We start from the raw sequence: 13909 nt of genomic DNA, 5'->3' as shown, positions 1-13909 counted from the left end.
CGGCGAAGAACAACACGACCTCGCAACCGGGACATTGCCTGGAATAGCCGTCCTGCAACCGTCCCGCGCGATCGCGAAACATCGTCTTGCAGCGCGTGCACTGGACCTGGACGAAGCTCATGCGCTGACGATCAATAATAATGATTGGAAATCGGCAGTCACGGTGAGCCGAATATCTGAAGAAAGCCTGAAGGCCGGTTGCGACTTTCAAGTACGTCTTGCACGCAGGTCTTGCACGCAGGTCTTGCACGCACGTCTTGCAGCGCAACCGGCCGCAACCCGCTATTGTTTCGCGGCCATCGTGTCCAGGCAGTGATTGAGATAGTCGGTCCGATCGCGCGGCAGCACCTTCGCCAGATCCGCCTTCAGGGCGCATTCGCGCTGACGGATCTGCTCGGCGCGGCGCTTTTCGGCCGCTTCGCGGTATTCGGGAGCAACCTTGCTGGGATCGACCAGGCCCTGAGACCGGGCAGGCGCCGTGGCAAGCAGCGCGATGGCTGCGGCAATAATGACCTGTTTCAAATGAGCCTCCGCAAAAAGGCTCATCCTAGCGCCTGGTTTCGGAAGGCTCAATGGCGAGAGCGATGGGGCAAGTGCGATGGGGCCGATCAATAGCCCAGCCAGACCGCCCCAGGTCGCTGCCGACCGGCCGTCAGATTTGACGACATCAATTTGGCCGAGAGAAGTCGGTCACTTCGGGGCGTGGTCGATCTTGTGCCCCAGATGCCCGGTGTCGTGATCGCGACGCAGCTGGCTCAGCGACGTCTCGTTCAACTGATGCAAGACCTCGCTGAGTGTTGTCGCATCCGGATAGCCGGCCGCAAAACCCCTGCCGTAGATCTTGCGCAACGTGCCAACCAGCGTGTTGCCGTGCTTCTTGCCGATCGCGCCATCCTTGTCCCGATGGCGACCATCCAGGCCCGGTTCCTTCATGTGTCTCTCCCGTGCGGCGTCTGCGCGCCTCGCCGAAGGGTGCGCTCAAATGAGTTGGTTGGCAACGACGGGGCTCTTGCGAGCTGAGGGGTGCACGCGGCAAGGCAATGGCGTTGCTCTCGCGCGCGCAGCAACGATCGACGCGGCGGAGGGCCGAAACGGGTCAGAGGAAGTTGCTGAGGCTGACGGTGGGAAAGCCTATCGCGTTACCAATTGATATGTCGAAAGAGCCCCGCGCTCCCAGGCGCCGGGGTCTCATGATCAATTGCGACGCCGAAGGCGCGCGGGGCGGCTAGGCTGCCTGCTCCTCAAACGAGGTGTAGACCCGGCCTTGGGGATCGACGATCTGGACGTCGCGGCATCCGTCCGCGATCAGCTCCCTGGCCTTCTTGAGGGCGGCGGCGAGTGACTCCCGCTTCAGGTTGACGACGCCTGCCGTGTCGAAACCGGTGATTTCAAACATGCCGCTCCTCCCGTTTGGCCGAATCCTACACCTTTCCACCCGGTTGTCTTCCGGCTTTTTCGGCAAAGCGGGTGGAACAGGACTAACGTTTCCACCGCAATTCCATCACATAGCCCGTAATCGGCCGGGATGTCCGGACATGCCTGGGGGCGACGTCGCTAACGTGGAATTAATCCAAAAAGCCCACAATTTTAGGCAGTTGTAAGTGAGTGCTGCGTAAGGGAGGCGTCGCGATGACGTTCCGGCGACGGCCTCCTTTTGCTCGCTCATGAGGTCAATGCGCATGACCACGACATCGGAAACGCTGGGCTTTGTCGAACATCTCGACGCCGCAGCCCTCGCAGCCGCAGCATTCGAACCGGAAGCTGAACACGAAGCCCTGGAGGCTCCGGCACCGGGCAAACGGTCGAGCCGGAAATCGGTCGTGGCACTGGCGGTGTGTGCCCTGGCGATCAATGGTGCGGCGGCGATCTATACATTGCCGTTTGATCTTCCGTCGCCGAACATCAGCAGCCTGGCCGCGCTGCTTCCGCGCCAGGAAGAGCCCGCCGCAAAACCGGATCCGATTATCGCCGCCCTGATGGACATCCAGTCGGCCCAGCAGCAACAGGCTGCCTCGCTGCAGGAGATCAATTCCTCCTTGCAGCAAAGTGCGGCTCTGCGGCAGCAGGATTCAACGACCCTCCTGTCTCTCCGACAGAGCATCACGGACGAACGGGGCGACGTGAGGAAGATCTCGCCCCAGCTTTCCACGCTGATCGCGAAGATCGACGCGCTGCAAAATACAATGACGTCGGACGTCACGTCCTCCATTCGAAGAGCGCATGCGCGTTATGGACTGTCCCCGGCGATGCGCAAACGGATGGATCGGCAGTCGAAAACCATCGGGCCCGTTTCGGTTGGAGGAGCCCCGCTGACTGCGCCGGCGACAGTTGCAGCGCCGGAGAGCTGAAGGCGCGTCGGGCAGAGCGCTTGGGACTATGTCCGCGCCAACGTCGTCTGATGGTTCACGCTGACGGGTGCTTTGTATCCCGACTTGGAGTTAGGGAAGGTCGTGCACCGCAATTCTTATCGGAAGCTTGGCGTTCACAACGGCGTCCAGCTTTTGCGGGTGCTATTGGCCGCACACACGTGAAGCGCCGTCGTCGAGTACACAGAGAGCGCGACTGGCAGCGGCTGATGTCGCACCGTCGGCGGTTGAGGCGGTGACAGCAAAAGGCCCGCCGGTCACACTGGCGGGCCTAGCACTCCTGGCACTCTGGTCCGCAATTGGATCGGCCACCGGGAGCATTTGGGGCTGGAAAGCGAGCCGTGCCATGTTCGGCCGTTAATGACAATGGGTGGAACAGTGGTCTCCGGTAGTTGTACGGATTCCTTATTCGGAACGGGGTGTTCTACTGTAAGAACACCGGCAAGATTTGAGTACTGATAAATTTCTAGTTGCCCGGGATGGCCGCAGTGGGGGCTGGAACCACCCTGCGGCCTTTCCCGTTTGAAGACAATCATTGATCCCTCTTGAGCTTGCGCCGGCCCGGCTCTTTGCCCTTGGGGTTGAGCTCCGGGACGTAGTGCCGATTCAGCGCCCGTATAACGCCTCGCCCGTGAGTTGCTCGACGCAATCATCGATCGCGCTCCGCAGCGTCGGCGCCGTGAGCACGGCGGTTGAAGATAAGGTAGCGGGGCAGCCGGTCGAGCTCAGCAAAGAAAACATACTCAAGCTGCGCATTACGAATCTGACGCTCAGTGCCTCGCCGCTCTCTCAAGGAATTCCAGCATGGAGGGCGCCACGTCCTCGAATTCGACGAAGCGACGGCGCAGCTCATCCGCGATATCCGCGGTCACATCGCGCGACCATCCCTCGGTCGTGTTGAAGGCGACGATGCGAGCTGGACGAATGTAATGGCCCTCGATCAGGTGCCGCAGCAGAGTCGCACGATTGCTGTCCTCTTCTGCCGTTTCGGACCAGGCCCGCCCCAAACGACCGCCGAAGTCCTCAAGCACAATGTAGACATCGCGGTCGGCCGCACTCTGCGGTACGATGGATGGTGAGTTAGCCATGAGAACGCGCTTGATTGGAGTTCTCTTCAGGACCGAACCTGATCTCAAACGATCGAAAAGGCCACGGCTAAAAAGGGGTAGGCAGTAACGGGCACAGCATCATCCCGCTGAATTGAGCGATCGTGAAGCCACCAGCACTTGGGGATGATCGACGGCCGAACCACATGTCTGGCTGGCAGCGCTCGATTGGAAACAGCGATGATGCGGTCCGTTTTGGCCCTGGGCCTATTGCTTGCTCTGAGTGCTGCGGGGAATGCCGCCACGGTGCATCGCTCAACACCACCACCATTGCGCACGCGCCAGCATGTATTCGTTCCCCCCACTCAACTCATTGCTCCCGGTCAAGGCGTGGCGACCCCCGGCTTCGCCGTCCCGGGTTGGAGCGACGAGGCCACCCGGCGATGGATGGACAACAACAATGCCTGCTCAAGCTGTGGCGGATAGCCCGCCACGTCGCAGCCTCTTGACGGCGGTATAGGCGCGGCTCGCGCCGGGACCACTCAATACTCGGCGTCCACGTCGCGCGTGATGTGGCGAAACCAGACGACGAACAAGCCGAGCAGGGGATTACGGTGCACTCAATAGGAGGTGGTCCATCTACACGCCTTGTTTAGTGCGCTGTAATTCCGACGGTTGAAGCGGTGAGATCAGAGGCCCGCCGGTTCACGCTGGCGGGCCCTCTTATGCAAGGCAAGCGACGATGGCGAGAACTACGTCGGTGCCGAGCTCGCCCGAGTAAATCGAAAAGAGAAGTCCGGTACCAAGCACAACTGCAATGACTTTGAGCGTGATCATTTTGAAATCCCCTCGCTAAGCGAGACAAAGCTGGACCCGGACCGTTTCGGGACTGCTTCGGGCGAGGCGCTAAATGGTTTCGTTCACCGAGGCGTTATCCGGAGGCTGCCTGGGTACGACAGAATGGGCGGCAGCAGAGGCGCGCTGGGCCGCTAATTCTCCTCTGCGGCGGTCGGACACGAAAGCGACCCCGCCCAGCGGATAGCTCGGCAGGGCCGCCTGCTTCCCCGGGGCCGGGGCTGGAACGGTACGAGCCAGCCCGGTTGGCCAGTTCAGTTATGCCGGTGCAATGGAAAAGATGACTGCCCAAAGGGGGCACTCCGTTGGGAACCGACCTGCTTCACAAAGTCGAGAGCTCCGAAAGTGTCATCGATTCGTGGCATAGATCGTGCCAGTTAGTGTCCGTCCGGGATTTTGCTAGTTCCTCCCGGGACTTGGAACTTTTATTCGAAGGAAATTTCCATGCCATCCTCTGTTGAACAGATCGTTTCCGCCTACGTTCGGTTGAAGAATAGGCCTGCGTTGGAAGACATGCGCGTGCACCGGCGCCAGTTACTAGCTGATGTTCAAAGCAGGACGGGTGTCGATCCAAGGCAATCGGTTCGGGCTCTGCAGGAAGACGTCAACCTGATCGAAGCAGGGCTGAGGCAGATTGGACAGGATTGATCGGCGGCAACGGCTGCGACTGTCTTTCACTCGCTCGGATCCAGCGCTCGAACGCGGCCGCTAAGAAACATAGCCCGCCGGTTCACGCTGGCGGGCCTGGAAGCTTCATGCCGACTCCTTGAAGAAGCACCGCAATGCCCGTCACAGCGGCCGCATAGGCGCTCCAACGGGATTGGTTAGCGGTCGTGCCGACGAGGTCTACCTTGCGGCCGTTCCTGAGGAAAACCATTCGATCGGCACGAGGCCGTGTCTGGTCATCAACATAGTTGTTCATCCACGGGGACGCTGAGATGAACCACAGGATAGCGGCGCTTCCCGCAGAAATTACCGAGGCCCAGGTGAGCAAATCTTTCATGTCGCTCGCTTTCATTTGATACGTGTGTATTTCGTTATCGGCTGGTTGCGGTGCTCAATCTCGGGATTTGCCTTTCCGCGGTTCAACGCCCGCATGGCGCCGATCCGCGCCAGCATCGTCGGGCCGCCGCGCTCAGCGACCAGGATCAGCGCCTGCATCGCAGCTTGCCATTCCGGCGCGGCGTGTTCCCTCTTCAGATTACGAGATTACGGTGCACTCAATAGGGAAGGTGGTCCATCTACACGCCTTGTTTAGTGCACTGTCACTGTGTGCGCCCTGTAGGCGCGTGTCTCTAGTGGAGGAGGATTCCACCCGGATAGTTGTCGATTGGTCTGGTAGCTGACGAGCGACTTGGTTGGGCGACTGGCTGGGTCGGAGCCTCGTGACAAAGGTCGCCTTGGGCGGCTGAGCGATCCAGCGGGCCGTAACGTGAGTGAAGCCTGAGCAGGCCTCGAAAGGCAAGACGCGGATGCCGACCCGCCACGGTGATGGGGAAGGCCGCACGAGCAGGGAAGCAATCGATGAGCGCACCTGTTCGATCCGCCGGGGTATTGGGCACGGCACGTTGGGAGAGAGACACGGGTCATCAGGGGAGACCCGCGGCGGACGAGGATCGTGCCTCAACGCCATCGCAGGATGGCGGTCTGCGCGGGAGTCGGAGAGGGGCGTCGTACCGTCGAGGCCGGGTAATGCCGGCGGAGGGAAGGTCCCTTGCTTCAGACGTGCTTTTCGAAGAAGGAAAGGAAACGGTGATTGGCGATGAGCCTCGAAACGCCGGATAGGATCAGGACCCTTCAGAGAAAGCTTTATTGCAAGGCGAAGGCGGAGCCTGCCTTCCGCTTCTATCTGCTCTACGACAAGGTATGTCGGCCGGACATTCTGGCCCATGCCTGGGAGCTTGCTCGTCGCAATGACGGGGCACCCGGGGTGGACGGGGTGAGCTTTGCGGACATTGAACGGTCCGGGGTGGATGAGTGGTTGGCAGCGTTGCGCGAGGACCTTGCCTCGATGACGTACCGGCCCGCGCCGGTGCGGCGGGTGATGATCCCGAAACCTGGAGGTGGCGAACGCCCGTTGGGGATTCCCACGATCCGCGATCGGGTGGCGCAGACCGCCGCCAAGCTTGTGCTGGAACCAATCTTCGAGGCGGATCTGGAAGATAGTGCTTATGGGTACAGGCCCCAACGCAGCGCACGCGATGCCATCGGAAAGACCCACCGGCTGATCCGGCAGGGCTTCACCGATGTGGTCGACGCTGATCTGTCGCGATACTTCGACACGATCCCGCACGGAGAGCTTCTCCAATGCGTGGCGCGCCGCGTCTCGGACCGGCACGTGCTGCGGCTGATCAAGCTGTGGCTACGTGTTCCGGCCGAGGAAAGGGACGGCAACGGAAGACGGCGCATGATCGGTGGCAAGAGCAACAAGCAAGGCACACCACAAGGCGGTGTGATCAGCCCGTTGCTGGCCAACCTCTACATGAATCGTTTCTTGAAGCTGTGGCGGTTGAGGCGGTGTGACGAAGCATTCCGCGCCCATCTGATCAACTACGCCGACGACTTCGTCATCCTCAGCCGCGGACACGCGCACGAGGCCTTGGCTTGGACGGCGGCGGTGATGACGAGGATCGGGCTGAGCATCAACGAGGAGAAGACCTCGGTGAAGGACGCTCGCACGGAAGGCTTTGACTTCCTTGGCTATACGTTTGGGCCGAAATACAGCGGTTCGAACGGCCAGAAGTACCTCGGGGCAAGTCCATCCAGAAAGAGCTTGAAGCGGATCAAGACCAAGATCGGCGATCTGCTGGTGCCGGGCAACAAGGGCACGTGGCCACAAGTCCAGCGTCAACTGAACGGCCTGCTGGCCGGATGGTCGGCCTACTTCAGCTACGGGACTCTTGCCCCGGCCTATCGGGCGGTCGATCGCCACGTCTACACCCGCGTCAGGCGCTTCCTCGCCAAGCGGCACAAGGTGGGCGGACGCGGTACGCGCAGTTTCTCCATGAATGTGATCTTCGGAGAACGCGGCGTGCACCGCCTCATCCGCATTCCACCTCGCGCCGCCGCCGTGAGCCTACAGTGAAGTCTGTCGGAAAGCCGGATGCGGGAAATCCGCAAGTCCGGTTTGATGAGCGGGGAAGGGAGACGGGGCGTTGCCGAATGGCCCAAGCTACCGCGCCCTTCCTCGACTCTACAATTCCCCGTAAGCGCGACCGGCAGCGGTTGATGACGCACCGCCGGCGGTTGAAGCGATAAAGTAGGAACGCACGGGAAATGCCGTGCGTTAAAGCTGTACTCCGAATCCCGACCCGTTCGGAAGCAGCACAGATTGACGGCTTGGGCACTCGCCTGGGCCGTCTTTTTTATCGAATGAACTGAGAGTGCCATGGCCATTGGTTCACGCTGGCGGGCCTCCATGCAACCCCGATAGGCAGCCGCGCCGGCGCGCTCTCGAAGTGTTGCCTGGATCGTGACGTTTCTAAAGCGAAGTTTAGCAGAGTTCGCGAACTGCGATCCTATGTCGGTAGTGCGAAGCAAGACTCATCGCGCACTGCGTAAGATTGCTGGCTTGACCGGTCGAAGCGTAGAGGCGCCATCAAAAAGGAGAAAGACGATGCGTTTGATGACCATCACAAGGCTGTTCGCAGCCTCTGTTTTACTATTGGGCGGAACGCCGGCATTCGCGGCACGGGCGATGCATCACGATACCCACGAGGTCTGCGGCGCGCAGAATGCCATGTTCTGTGGTCAACCCCGATTTAGGGTTGAGATTCCGGGCCTGGCCAGTGGTCCGGAAACCGCAGTCGGCAATTCGCAGGCCAAGGCGAACGCGGCCAGCAAGACCTGGCCTGGTGACATGGTTCTAGACTGACGCTCACGGCTCCCTCTCCACAAACCACAAGAGCTTGTCGCGCTCACGGGCATTGAGGTCAGCGCGGCGCTTTCGTCAAATCGGCCCCTCATCGTCGCGGGTCACGTGCCTTACGCCCAGGACGAACAGGCCAAGCAGCAGCACCACCACGCCGATGAATATCCAAAGCAGCATTTCCACCCCCAGCGCCAACGCGGGCCGGGACTATTCGGCAGGAGAGCGGCTATGAGAATCCGCGATCGGCTCCGGCGGGACCGTTACCCCTGAGTCAAATTGACTCACCCCTCGCAGGGCGGTAACGCATTTGCAGACACGGTGCAGACACAAGGCTTTTTCGATCAGTTCGTAGTTTGCCGTAAGTGATTGATTTTGTTGGTGAGCGCGCTGGGGCTCGAACCCAGGACCCCGTGATTAAAAGTCAAAATCGGGGAGGCGACCTAACCCATTGATCGAGAGTCGCTTTACCGTGTGGGCGGCGAAAACCTCTGTAATCCCCCAGTATTTCGCTGTGACCCCGTGATTTTCGTTGTAGTCTGCTGCATCTCACATATGCTCCGACGTGCCCACACAATGCCCACACGGCGGAGCGGACATGCAGCAGATCAGCGAAAAAATAGTTGAAGCCCTGCCGGTCCCGGGCAAGGGCAACAAGGTGCATTTCTTCAGCGGCGCGAGCTTGCAGGGGAAGAAGGCGCCGGCTGGCTTTGGCGTGCGCGTTACCGCGGGCGGGACCAAATCGTTCGTGCTTTTCCACAGGGTCGACGGCCGCAAATTCCTGGAGACGCTGGGGCGCTGGGACGAGAACGAGCAGGGCGGGACGCTGACCGTCCGTGACGCGATCGTCAAGGCCGACAAGCTCGCAAAGGACATCAAGAACGGCCGGCGGGAGGATCCTCGACCGGAGCGCACCCGCCGGCTGGAGGACGGTGATAGCCCCGAGGGGCTGAAGATCGGCGGCGCCTTCGATCCCGATGCTGACGAGGCCGATCGAGAGCAAAAGCATCCCGGCTTGCTCGACCTGTTCGTCGACCGCTACTGCCGCAAGGAAGCGCAGCTGAAGAGCGCGGACCAATATGCCAGCACCTTTCGACGCCTCGTCGCTCCCGACGTCGGGGACTTACCCGTGTTTGGCGAGGGACGGCTGCGGCGCTCGCATGTCGTCGACATGCTGGACGAGATCGAAGACGAGAACGGGCCCGTCATGGCCGACCGAACGCTGGCCTACCTGCGCAAGGCATTTAATTGGTTTGCCGCGCGCAACGAAGATTTCACCAACCCAATCGTGAAAGGCATCCGGACCGTCGGCAGCAATGCGCGGGAGCGCATTCTGGCCGATGACGAACTGCGGGACCTATGGACGGCACTCGACGCCGTCGAGGACGTGCCGGCCTGCTATCCGCGGTTTGTGAAGTCGCTGCTTCTGACGACCACCCGTCGCACCGAAGCCGCCCTGATGCACTCAAGCGAGCTTGATGGCGAGGACTGGACGATTCCAGCTGATCGCTACAAGACCGGCATTGACCACGTCATTCCGCTTAGCGCGGCCGCGCAGGAACTGATCGGTGAGAAGCCGAAGGGTGCGAACGGCAATTCCTGGTTCATCTTCACCACCACCGCCGGCGCCAAAGGCTTCGCCGGCTTTAGTAAGGCCAAGCGGGAGCTCGACAAGGCGATCGCGAAGGTCCGCGCCGATGCCGGTCGCGAGCCTATGCCGCATTGGGTGCTGCACGATCTCCGAAGGACAGGGCGGTCGCTGATGTCCCGCGCTGGCGTTCCGGCGGACCATGCCGAACGGTGCCTGGGACACGTGATCGGCGGCGTCCGCGGTGTCTACGATCGCTACGCATACCTTGAGGAAAAGCGCGCCGTATTCGATAAGCTGGCAACGCTCGTTGAGAGGATTCTAAACCCGGCCGCGAATGTTGAAGAACTCGCAGCGCGACGGGTGCAGGCATGAGCGACGAGACAATCGACGGCATTCGCGAGTTTAGATGGCCGTTCCGCAATCCGCTCGACCTCGTCGCGGAATTGTACTGCGCATGCAAATGGCAGATCGGCGACGAAGAGGCAGCGACTTTTGCAACAAACTATCTATTCGAAGAATTGCGCTTGCGGCTCGGCCAGGAGGAAGCAAAGCGGATATTTTTGAAGACCGCGAGCGTCGAGACCAAATTTGCCGACGATCACGACGATAGGATGCTGCTTACTCGATTGTATCTCATGCGCGATCGGCGCACCGGAAAGCGCGGGCCGATCTTTGACGCGCTGGCAAGGGCGATTGCTCAGGAAAACGAAGCGTTCAACAAATCACCGGATCGAGACGGAAGGCCCGCGAAGCCGACAAATCAGCCATCGATAAGAAAGCAACTTAAGCGCCTCGACGACAGAGACGGCGCCGCCTTCCGCGCCGAAATGGGCATTCCGTCCCCAGCATCGCCGAAGAAAAAAATCGCCAAAAAGCAAGCTGGTCGACGAGCTGCGGCCGCGCCTAAACCACAGAGGCCGCAGCGTTAAATCTCAACCCGGACATTTCCCGCCAGAATGTCCAGGACACTCGCCGAAGATTTGTACAGGTCCAATCTGCCAAACAATTGCCCATTCTCGCGAACGTCCAACGAGACGAAGCGAGAGGCACATGGCAACCACCGATATTGCAGCGAACTACATTCCTCGCAAGCAGCTTGCGAAGGAGTTGGGCACGCGATTGCGCGGCCGGCCCTATAGCGAATTCACCCTGATCGCATGGGAAAAGGACGGCAAGGGTCCGCCCGTTACGCGCATCGGCCGTGACGTGGTGTATCGCGCGGCCAGCGTCGAGAAGTGGCTGCAATCCCAGGAGCGCGCGGCTGACAAAGCCGCCTGAACGGACTGGAGCCGGCTGTGTCCGCAGCCGGCTCCCTTAGCCATGTCCGAGAATCTGCCGAAACCTTCGACCAAAAGGGCCCAGCGCCGTGCCGATAGCAGACCTTCCCGCACCCAGCAATGTACCAGTGCGCCAGCGCTTGCCAGACCGGCGGCATGCCGAAACGCTTTCGTTCGAGCACAGCGGCGCCGACTTCACCATGACCGCCGGACGCTATCCGGATGGCCGCCTCGGCGAAATCTTCATCAACGCTGGTCACGCAAACAGCATGCTCGACGCGCTCGCATCGGATGCGGCGATTGCAATCTCGTTTGCCTTGCAACACGGCGCCGACCTCGACGCGCTCAAGCTTGCCATGAAGCGCAACAGCCGCGGCGAACCTTCCTCACCTATCGGAGCCGCGCTCGACCAGGTGACGCCATGACGAGCCGCCCCAAGCTCGCCGAGCCGGTCGAGATCGCCAAGTTTTGGAAGAACCGCGGCCGCAACGAATCCTTGCATGTGTCGCTGAGCGAGTATGAGGGCCACCCCCTCGTCAACGTTCGCATCTACTCGACGGGAAGCGACGGCATCGACCGGCCGACGCCGAAAGGCGTAGCGATGGGCATCCGCAAGCTGCCGGAGCTCGCCCGCGCGATCGTAAAAGCCGAGGCCGAGGCCCGCCGGCTGGGATTGCTCGACGACGCCAGCGAGGCGGCCGAATGAATGCCCCCTGGACGATGTCGAGCGAGGCCCTGCTGCATGGCGCTATGCCGGTTGATATGGACTTGACCGAGGCGTTCGAAATCGAGATTGCGCTACGCACCGCCGAGATGGTGCGGGCCTGGGAGTTGTCTGACCCTCGGGATAGTTGGCGCCACACGGGCGCGCCGCGACCAGTGGCAAGGCCCTTGGTCAAGCAGCGCGCGCCGTACGCACCGGCACCGTCGACCGTCGCCGCCTTCCTGTACGTGGCCGCGCTCGACGACGTGGCACGTCTCAAAACGTGGCTGGACGACCACCGCCGAGACGCGCCGATATTGCTCGAGCCTTTGGAATCCAAGCTATGCTGACACGGGCGCAATATGCCGACCTCAGGCGGGGCTTCGTTCCGGACGACGAGCCGCCGGTCGACGACAGGCCGATGGCGACCGAATATCCCGAAAGCGCGGATGGCGAGCCGATCATTGAGCCCGACATTGAGCCGCAGGCGCCGGCGAGCGCGACGACGCTCAACGAATGGGACGCCGGGGATTTCATCGACATGCCCCCGCCGCGGGAATGGCTGCTCGGCAATCAGTTTTGCCGTCGCTTCCTGTCCGGACTGCTCGCACCAGGCGCGACCGGAAAGACCGCGGTGCGCACGCTGCAATATCTGGCACTCGCCACGGCGAGGCCGCTGACCGGCCAGCACGTGTTCAAGCGCGGCCGCGTGCTGCTGCTCAGCCTGGAGGACGACGACACCGAGCTCCAGCGGCGCATTGCCGCCGCGCGCATTCACCACGGCATCGAGCCCGACGACCTCAAGGGCTGGCTGTTCTGTGCCACGCCCAAAGGCATCAAGCTTGCCGATCTCAAGGACGGCGCCAGGGTGGCCGGCCCGCTGGAAGCCATGTTGCGCCACGTCATCAAGACCCGGAAAATCGACCTGTTGGGGCTGGATCCATTCGTCAAGCTGCACGCGCTGGAGGAGAACGACAACGGCGCGATGGATTTTGTCTGCGACCTGCTCGTCAAGCTGGCGATCGAGTTCAACATCGCGGTCGACGTCCCGCACCACACCAAGAAGGGCCTTCAGACCGCCGGGGACGCCGATGCAGGTCGGGGCGCCAGTTCGGCAAGGGACGCCGGCCGCCTTATGTACACGCTCACCCGCATGTCCGACGCCGAGGGCGAGACGTTCGGCATCCCCGCCGAGGAGCGCCGCCTGTACGTCCGCCTGGACAGCAGCAAGGTCAACATCGCCCCGCCATCGGGCGAGGCGACGTGGTTCAAGCTGATCGGCGTTCGGCTCGACAACGGCACCCCGGATTATCCACAGGGCGACGAGGTGCAGACGGTCATCCCGTGGCATCCGCCCAAGACGTGGGACGGCATCACCGCCGCCCAGCTCAACGCCGCGCTCGACGACATCGAGGCCGGCTTCCCGAACGGCCAGCGCTATTCCGACGCCTCCGCGGCGGCCGATCGCGCCGCATGGCAGGCCGTGCAGCGCCATTGCCCAGGCCGCACCGAGCCGCAGTGTCGCGACATCGTCCGAACGTGGGTCAAGAACGGCGTGCTGATCCATGAGGACTACGACGATCCTGTCACCCGCAAGGCCCGCAAAGGCCTCCGTGTTTGCACGGGAAAGCGCCCGTCATGAGCCGCGCCATTGCCCCCAAATCAATGGCGCACCAATGGCGCACAAAAATCTGCGCCGTTGTTGAATTTTCCCTAGGGCAGGGCATGGCGCAAAATCGCGCGCCATTGCCCCTGTACGCCGTGGCGCACCAATGGCGCAAACCCAGCCTCGCGCGTATCCCACCAAACCCGCTATGCGCCACCAGCGCTCTGCCTTCGGCGACGCTTGTCGGCGCACCGCTGGACAGATCGTCAAGCCTCGACCTCGACCAGCCCGACCACATCACGCCACGACCGAACGTATGGACGGAAGCGCGAGAAGCCGGGAGAGACCTCGTCACGCTCGCAAGCATGTTGATATTCAATGCCGTGGCTCGACCGATCCGGCCGAGAAGGGTCGCCAGCCTCGCAGCGCGGCCCGTGGATTCGTTTGCAGTGCTCGACCGCGCCGAGACAGCGGCCGCCGCCCGAACGCATCAGCGAGTCCCGCAGCGAGTCTGCCGGACGTGCTCGACCAGGCAGCCGGCAACGGCCAGCGCCCACACAGCGCCCACACGACGCAGCATGGCAGGCCCAAAGGCCG

The 13909-nt window shown here is 61.8% G+C and carries 17 protein-coding genes; 11 read left to right on the top strand and 6 right to left on the bottom strand.

Annotated features, from left to right (window positions below):
• Window positions 1-282 precede the first annotated feature (282 nt).
• The 3 genes from V1280_RS06765 to V1280_RS06755 all read right to left on the bottom strand — a co-directional run bounded on the left by V1280_RS06765 (window position 283) and on the right by V1280_RS06755 (window position 1396).
• Window positions 283-546, bottom strand: a complete 264-nt coding sequence (locus tag V1280_RS06765) for a hypothetical protein (protein ID WP_442895112.1) — start codon at window positions 544-546, stop codon at window positions 283-285.
• A 144-nt stretch (window positions 547-690) separates the two neighbouring features.
• Window positions 691-933, bottom strand: a complete 243-nt coding sequence (locus tag V1280_RS06760; RefSeq protein WP_334520764.1) for a hypothetical protein — start codon at window positions 931-933, stop codon at window positions 691-693.
• Between the two features lie 292 nt (window positions 934-1225).
• Window positions 1226-1396: a hypothetical protein gene (locus V1280_RS06755; RefSeq protein WP_187436856.1), complete on the bottom strand. Its 171-nt coding sequence runs from the start codon at window positions 1394-1396 to the stop codon at window positions 1226-1228.
• A 277-nt stretch (window positions 1397-1673) separates the two neighbouring features.
• Here V1280_RS06755 and V1280_RS06750 point away from each other — a divergent pair, with 277 nt between their 5' ends.
• Window positions 1674-2348, top strand: coding sequence for a hypothetical protein (locus V1280_RS06750; protein ID WP_334520758.1), 675 nt, complete (start codon window positions 1674-1676; stop codon window positions 2346-2348).
• A gap of 788 nt (window positions 2349-3136) precedes the next feature.
• On the opposite strand, the gene V1280_RS06745 is transcribed toward V1280_RS06750, so the two are convergent.
• The gene (locus V1280_RS06745) at window positions 3137-3397 is read right to left on the bottom strand and encodes a hypothetical protein (protein WP_334520755.1); all 261 of its coding nucleotides are present in this window, start codon (window positions 3395-3397) and stop codon (window positions 3137-3139) included.
• Window positions 3398-4711: 1314 nt separating this feature from the next.
• On the opposite strand from V1280_RS06745, the gene V1280_RS06740 reads away from it, so the two are divergent.
• On the top strand, window positions 4712-4915 hold the full coding sequence (locus V1280_RS06740; RefSeq protein ID WP_334520753.1) for a hypothetical protein: 204 nt from the start codon (window positions 4712-4714) through the stop codon (window positions 4913-4915).
• Window positions 4916-4997: 82 nt separating this feature from the next.
• Here V1280_RS06740 and V1280_RS06735 read toward each other — a convergent pair whose 3' ends face one another.
• Window positions 4998-5270, bottom strand: coding sequence for a hypothetical protein (locus tag V1280_RS06735; protein ID WP_334520751.1), 273 nt, complete (start codon window positions 5268-5270; stop codon window positions 4998-5000).
• 11 nt (window positions 5271-5281) lie between these two features.
• Window positions 5282-5428, bottom strand: coding sequence for a hypothetical protein (locus V1280_RS06730; protein WP_442895111.1), 147 nt, complete (start codon window positions 5426-5428; stop codon window positions 5282-5284).
• Window positions 5429-6029: 601 nt separating this feature from the next.
• Between V1280_RS06730 and ltrA the strand changes: the two genes are divergently transcribed.
• The 9 genes from ltrA to V1280_RS06685 all read left to right on the top strand — a co-directional run bounded on the left by ltrA (window position 6030) and on the right by V1280_RS06685 (window position 13348).
• Window positions 6030-7352: a group II intron reverse transcriptase/maturase gene (gene ltrA, locus V1280_RS06725; RefSeq protein ID WP_334538206.1), complete on the top strand. Its 1323-nt coding sequence runs from the start codon at window positions 6030-6032 to the stop codon at window positions 7350-7352.
• A gap of 531 nt (window positions 7353-7883) precedes the next feature.
• Complete coding sequence (locus tag V1280_RS06720; protein WP_334520748.1) at window positions 7884-8141, top strand: hypothetical protein; 258 nt, start codon at window positions 7884-7886, stop codon at window positions 8139-8141.
• Between the two features lie 592 nt (window positions 8142-8733).
• Complete coding sequence (locus V1280_RS06715) at window positions 8734-10098, top strand: tyrosine-type recombinase/integrase (protein ID WP_334520745.1); 1365 nt, start codon at window positions 8734-8736, stop codon at window positions 10096-10098.
• On the top strand, window positions 10095-10655 hold the full coding sequence (locus V1280_RS06710) for a hypothetical protein (RefSeq protein ID WP_334520742.1): 561 nt from the start codon (window positions 10095-10097) through the stop codon (window positions 10653-10655). Before V1280_RS06715 ends, V1280_RS06710 begins: the two co-directional genes overlap by 4 nt.
• A gap of 121 nt (window positions 10656-10776) precedes the next feature.
• The gene (locus V1280_RS06705) at window positions 10777-11004 is read left to right on the top strand and encodes a helix-turn-helix transcriptional regulator (protein WP_334520739.1); all 228 of its coding nucleotides are present in this window, start codon (window positions 10777-10779) and stop codon (window positions 11002-11004) included.
• Window positions 11005-11131: 127 nt separating this feature from the next.
• On the top strand, window positions 11132-11428 hold the full coding sequence (locus tag V1280_RS06700) for a hypothetical protein (RefSeq protein ID WP_334520736.1): 297 nt from the start codon (window positions 11132-11134) through the stop codon (window positions 11426-11428).
• Window positions 11425-11709, top strand: coding sequence for a PC4/YdbC family ssDNA-binding protein (locus V1280_RS06695; RefSeq protein WP_334520733.1), 285 nt, complete (start codon window positions 11425-11427; stop codon window positions 11707-11709). The genes V1280_RS06700 and V1280_RS06695 overlap by 4 nt, the downstream gene beginning before the upstream one ends.
• On the top strand, window positions 11706-12056 hold the full coding sequence (locus tag V1280_RS06690; RefSeq protein WP_334520730.1) for a hypothetical protein: 351 nt from the start codon (window positions 11706-11708) through the stop codon (window positions 12054-12056). Before V1280_RS06695 ends, V1280_RS06690 begins: the two co-directional genes overlap by 4 nt.
• Entirely contained in the window at window positions 12050-13348 is a 1299-nt protein-coding gene (locus V1280_RS06685; protein ID WP_334520727.1) for an AAA family ATPase, read from the top strand. The genes V1280_RS06690 and V1280_RS06685 overlap by 7 nt, the downstream gene beginning before the upstream one ends.
• Window positions 13349-13909: the final 561 nt, after the last annotated feature.

The organism is Bradyrhizobium sp. AZCC 2230, from assembly GCF_036924495.1.
GTDB classification, from domain to species: Bacteria; Pseudomonadota; Alphaproteobacteria; order Rhizobiales; family Xanthobacteraceae; genus Bradyrhizobium; species Bradyrhizobium rifense.
This window is presented reverse-complemented; position numbering and strand designations above follow the sequence as displayed.

Coding starts and splice junctions, on each gene's coding strand:
- V1280_RS06765 (WP_442895112.1), bottom strand. CDS start 546: ATGAGCCTTTTTGCGGAGGCTCATTTGAAACAGGTCATTATTGCCGCA.
- V1280_RS06760 (WP_334520764.1), bottom strand. CDS start 933: ATGAAGGAACCGGGCCTGGATGGTCGCCATCGGGACAAGGATGGCGCG.
- V1280_RS06755 (WP_187436856.1), bottom strand. CDS start 1,396: ATGTTTGAAATCACCGGTTTCGACACGGCAGGCGTCGTCAACCTGAAG.
- V1280_RS06750 (WP_334520758.1), top strand. CDS start 1,674: ATGCGCATGACCACGACATCGGAAACGCTGGGCTTTGTCGAACATCTC.
- V1280_RS06740 (WP_334520753.1), top strand. CDS start 4,712: ATGCCATCCTCTGTTGAACAGATCGTTTCCGCCTACGTTCGGTTGAAG.
- V1280_RS06735 (WP_334520751.1), bottom strand. CDS start 5,270: ATGAAAGATTTGCTCACCTGGGCCTCGGTAATTTCTGCGGGAAGCGCC.
- V1280_RS06730 (WP_442895111.1), bottom strand. CDS start 5,428: ATGCAGGCGCTGATCCTGGTCGCTGAGCGCGGCGGCCCGACGATGCTG.
- ltrA (WP_334538206.1), top strand. CDS start 6,030: ATGAGCCTCGAAACGCCGGATAGGATCAGGACCCTTCAGAGAAAGCTT.
- V1280_RS06720 (WP_334520748.1), top strand. CDS start 7,884: ATGCGTTTGATGACCATCACAAGGCTGTTCGCAGCCTCTGTTTTACTA.
- V1280_RS06715 (WP_334520745.1), top strand. CDS start 8,734: ATGCAGCAGATCAGCGAAAAAATAGTTGAAGCCCTGCCGGTCCCGGGC.
- V1280_RS06710 (WP_334520742.1), top strand. CDS start 10,095: ATGAGCGACGAGACAATCGACGGCATTCGCGAGTTTAGATGGCCGTTC.
- V1280_RS06705 (WP_334520739.1), top strand. CDS start 10,777: ATGGCAACCACCGATATTGCAGCGAACTACATTCCTCGCAAGCAGCTT.
- V1280_RS06695 (WP_334520733.1), top strand. CDS start 11,425: ATGACGAGCCGCCCCAAGCTCGCCGAGCCGGTCGAGATCGCCAAGTTT.
- V1280_RS06690 (WP_334520730.1), top strand. CDS start 11,706: ATGAATGCCCCCTGGACGATGTCGAGCGAGGCCCTGCTGCATGGCGCT.
- V1280_RS06685 (WP_334520727.1), top strand. CDS start 12,050: ATGCTGACACGGGCGCAATATGCCGACCTCAGGCGGGGCTTCGTTCCG.